This window comes from Stenotrophomonas sp., from assembly GCF_036662295.1.
In the GTDB taxonomy this organism is placed as follows: Bacteria; Pseudomonadota; Gammaproteobacteria; order Xanthomonadales; family Xanthomonadaceae; genus Stenotrophomonas.
Map to the genome: position 1 here is coordinate 1 of NZ_JAVWXA010000175.1, position 4,404 is coordinate 4,404.

Annotated in this window: 4 protein-coding genes and 1 pseudogene; all 5 read left to right on the top strand. The window is 66.1% G+C overall.

What is annotated here, in order from left to right; translation table 11 throughout:
- Positions 1-475: pseudogene (locus RSA25_RS19035) on the top strand (phosphate ABC transporter substrate-binding protein PstS); the annotation flags it as partial.
- Between the two features lie 134 nt (positions 476-609).
- On the top strand, positions 610-1,578 hold the full coding sequence (gene pstC / locus RSA25_RS19040) for a phosphate ABC transporter permease subunit PstC (RefSeq protein ID WP_332810394.1): 969 nt from the start codon (positions 610-612) through the stop codon (positions 1,576-1,578).
- Entirely contained in the window at positions 1,578-2,453 is an 876-nt protein-coding gene (gene pstA, locus RSA25_RS19045; protein WP_332810395.1) for a phosphate ABC transporter permease PstA, read from the top strand. Before pstC ends, pstA begins: the two co-directional genes overlap by 1 nt.
- 19 nt (positions 2,454-2,472) lie before the next feature.
- Positions 2,473-3,303, top strand: a complete 831-nt coding sequence (gene pstB / locus RSA25_RS19050; RefSeq protein ID WP_332810396.1) for a phosphate ABC transporter ATP-binding protein PstB — start codon at positions 2,473-2,475, stop codon at positions 3,301-3,303.
- Positions 3,304-3,331: 28 nt separating this feature from the next.
- Positions 3,332-4,039, top strand: coding sequence for a phosphate signaling complex protein PhoU (phoU, locus tag RSA25_RS19055; protein ID WP_038689389.1), 708 nt, complete (start codon positions 3,332-3,334; stop codon positions 4,037-4,039).
- Positions 4,040-4,404: the final 365 nt, after the last annotated feature.

Here is a 4,404-nt window from a genome sequence, read left to right on the forward strand (position 1 = left end):
CAAGGTCGGCGAAGGCACCTCGGTGCAGTGGCCCGACGGCGTGGGTGGCAAGGGCAATGAAGGCGTGGCCTCCTACGTGAAGCAGATCAAGGGCTCCATCGGCTACGTCGAACTGGCCTACGCGCTGCAGAACGGCATGCCGTATGCCGCCATGCAGAACGCCGCCGGCAACTGGGTGCAGCCGACCGCCGACACCTTCGCCGCCGCGGCCGCCAGCGCCGACTGGGCCAGCGCCAAGGACTTCAACCTGGTCATCACCAACGCCCCGGGCGACCAGGCGTGGCCGATCACCGCCACCAACTTCATGCTGATGCACAAGCAGCCCAAGGATGCCCAGCGCAGCAAGGACACCCTGGCGTTCTTCAAGTGGGCCTTCGAGAACGGCCAGGCCCAGGCCAACGAGCTGCACTACGTGCCGCTGCCGGCCGCGCTGGTCACCCAGATCGAAGGCTACTGGGCCGCTGAGTTCAAGTGAAGAAACCAGGCCCGCGCCCCGCGCGGGCCTGACCGGTCGTAGTGCCGGGCACCGCCCGGCAGCACCACGCTCCACCTGTGTTGCCGGGCCTGGCCCGGCACTACCTCATCTCTTTCCAGGCCCCCGCCTTTGCCATGAATGCCATCGCCCAGCCTGTCCCCGCACCGTCCACCCGCGACCTGCGTGATGCCCGCAACGACAAACTGTTCCGCTGGGTCCTGATCGCCACCGTCGTCCTGGTGCTGGTCGCCCTGGCCTGCGCCGCGCTCTCGATGCTGTGGGGCGGCCGCCATGCCCTGCAGGAGCAGGGCCTGAGCTTCTTCTACTCCGCCGAATGGAATCCGGTGGAAAACAAATTCGGCGCGCTTGCCCCGATCTACGGCACTCTGGTCACCGCGCTGATCGCGATGGTCATCGCCGTGCCGGTGAGCTTCGGCATCGCCTTCTTCCTCACCGAAGTGGCCCCGCGCTGGCTGCGTGGCCCGGTCGGTACCGCCATCGAACTGCTGGCCGGCATCCCCTCGATCATCTACGGCATGTGGGGCCTGTTCGTGCTGGTGCCGGTGATGACCGAGTACGTCACCCCGTTCCTCAACGACCACCTGGGCACGATGCCGATCATCGGCCCGCTGTTCCAGGGCCCGCCGCTGGGCATCGGCGTACTCACCGCCGGCTTCGTGCTGGCCATCATGGTCATCCCCTTCATCTCCTCGGTGATGCGCGAAGTGTTCCTCACCGTGCCCACCCGCCTGAAGGAATCGGCCTACGCGCTGGGCTCCACCAAGTGGGAAGTGAGCTGGGACATCGTGCTGCCCTACACCCGCTCGGCGGTGATCGGCGGCATCTTCCTCGGCCTGGGCCGCGCCCTGGGTGAAACCATGGCCGTGGCCTTCGTGATCGGCAACAGCGTGCGCCTGTCGCCCTCGCTGCTCGAGCCGGGCACCACCATCGCCGCCCTGATCGCCAACGACTTCGGCGAGGCCACCGAGACCTACCGCTCGGCGCTGCTGCTGCTCGGCTTCGTGCTGTTCATCGTGACCTTCGTGGTGCTGGCAATCGCCCGCCTGATGCTGATGCGCCTGGCCCGCAAGGAGGGCAACTGATGTCCACCGTCCTCAACACCGGCTCGCAGCCGCTGTACCTGCGCCGCCGCATCGTCAACGTGGTCGCGCTGCTGCTGTCCTGCCTGACCGCGCTGTTCGGCCTGTTCTTCCTGGGCTGGATCCTGTTCACCCTGGCCTCCAAGGGCCTGGCCGGGATCAACCTGGACCTGTTCACCAAGATGACCCCGCCGCCCATGCAGGAGGGCGGCCTGGCCAATGCGTTCTTCGGCAGCGCGGTCATGTGCGGCCTGGCCATCCTGATCGGCACCCCGCTGGGCGTGCTGGCCGGCACCTGGCTGGCCGAGTACGGCAACGCCCGCAAGGCCGGCACCGTGGTGCGCTTCGTCAACGACATCCTGCTGTCGGCACCGTCGATCGTGCTGGGCCTGTTCGTCTACACCCTGTACGTGATGCAGACCGGCGGGCAGTTCTCGGCCTTTGCCGGTGCCCTGTCGCTGGCCTTCATCGTGCTGCCGGTGGTGGTGCGTACCACCGATGAAATGCTGCGCCTGGTGCCCTCGCAGATGCGCGAAGCGGCGCTGTCGCTGGGCATCCCGCAGTGGAAGGTAACGGTGCAGGTGCTGTATCGCAGCGCCGCCGCCGGCATCGTCACCGGCATCCTGCTGGCCCTGGCCCGCATTTCCGGCGAGACCGCCCCGCTGCTGTTCACCGCCTTCGGCAACCAGTACTGGAACAGCAACGTGTTCCAGCCGATGGCCTCGGTGCCGGTGGTGATGAACCAGTTTGCCGGCAGCCCGTATGAATCCTGGCAGGTGCTGGCCTGGGCCGGCGCGCTGGTGCTGACCGTGTTCGTGCTGCTGGTCAGCCTCTCCGCGCGCGGCATCCTGCTGCGCAACCGTATCTCCCATGACTGACCTTTCCGCGGACATCGCCATGAACGATCTTTCCAATGCCGTGCCGATGCAGCGCATCGTGGTCCCGGCCTCGCATGAAAGCCTGCAGACCCCCGCGCCGATCAAGCTGGCCGCGCGCGGGCTGGACTTCTACTACGACAAGTTCCACGCGCTGAAGAACATCGAGCTGGAAATCCCGGAAAAGCGGGTGACCGCGCTGATCGGCCCGTCCGGCTGCGGCAAGTCCACGCTGCTGCGCATCTTCAACCGCATCTACGCGCTGTACCCCAAGCTGGAAGCGCGAGGTGAGGTGCTGCTGGATGGCGAGAACATCCTCTCGCCGAAGTACCCGATGAACCGCCTGCGCAGCAAGGTGGGCATGGTGTTCCAGAAGCCGGTGCCGTTCCCGATGACCATCTTCGAGAACGTGGCCTACGGCATCCGCCACCACGAGAAGCTGTCCAAGGCCGACATGGCGGTGCGCGTGGAGCAGGCCCTGCGCCAGGGCGCGCTGTGGGACGAGGTGAAGGACAAGCTCAACCAGAGCGCGCTGGGCCTGTCCGGTGGCCAGCAGCAGCGCCTGTGCATCGCCCGCGCCGTGGCCCTGCGCCCGGACGTGCTGCTGCTGGACGAGCCGACCTCGGCGCTGGACCCCATTTCCACCAGCCGCATCGAGCAGCTGGTGGAAGAGCTGAAGCACGATTACACGATCGTGATCGTCACCCACAACATGCAGCAGGCCGCGCGCGTGTCCGACTACACCGCCTTCATGTACCTGGGCGACCTGATCGAACACGACCGCACCGAAGTGATCTTCTCCCAGCCCAACAAGCGGCAGACCGAAGACTACATCACCGGCCGCTTCGGCTGATGCCGGCCACGAACCTGGACAGAACAGCATGAGCATTCCCAACGACCACATCGTCAAGAGCTACGACGAAGAGCAGCAGCGCCTGGTGGCCGAGATCGTACGCATGGGCGAGATGGCAGTGGCCCAGCTTGAAGCGTCGATGGACGTGATCGAGAAGCGCGACGAGAACGCGGCCCAGCGGATCATCGCCAACGACGAGGCGATCGACGGCCTGGAGCAGCAGATCAGCCACGATGTGATGCGGCTGGCGCTGCGTGGCCCGATGGCGCGCGACCTGCGCGAGATCCTGGCCGGCCTGCGCATCCCGGCCGACATCGAGCGGATCGGCGACTACGCGGCGAACGTGGCGAAGCGCTCGATCGCACTGAGCAAGGTGCCGCCGCTGCCGCAGATCCAGGGCCTGCGCTCGCTGGGCCGGCTGGCAGCCCAGCAGGTGCGCCGCGCGATCGAAGCCTACCGTGACAACGACGCCGCAGCGGCGCTGGCCCTGCGCGACGACGACGCGCGGCTGGACGCGCAGTACACGGCGCTGTTCCGCGAGCTGCTGACGTACATGATGGAAGACCCGCGCAACATCACCCCGTGCACGCACCTGCTGTTCATGGCCAAGAACCTGGAACGCGTGGGTGACCATGCGACGAACATCGCCGAGAACGTGTGGTTCCTGGTGCACGGCGAGCAGGTCCTGCCGCCGCGCGAGAAGCGCGACGAGACCAGCAGCACCGACCACGTCTGATTGCCGCTCCAAAGCTGAAAACAAAAACCGCTGCCTTCGGGTGGCGGTTTTTTTTGCCTTTTTTTTGTCAGGCGCAAAGCAACCGCGTTCGCGAGTGCGTTGCGATCTTGGTCAGGGCGGGTCGGTGCGCATCGAAAAAGCGTGGTGAACGCGACCATTCGCTCGGCATATCTGATTGTGATTAGGGAACTGCGGCAAGCACGCAGCGCAGCCGGATCAAATCCAATCCATCAATCCGCCCAAACATCCCCCCAAAGCCCTGTCGCCCACCCAAGCGCAGCACCACCCGAAGCCCACAACATCAACAAGCAGCCCGCACACCCGCTTGTTCGACGCGCACCGACCTACTGTCGGGGGTGGGTACG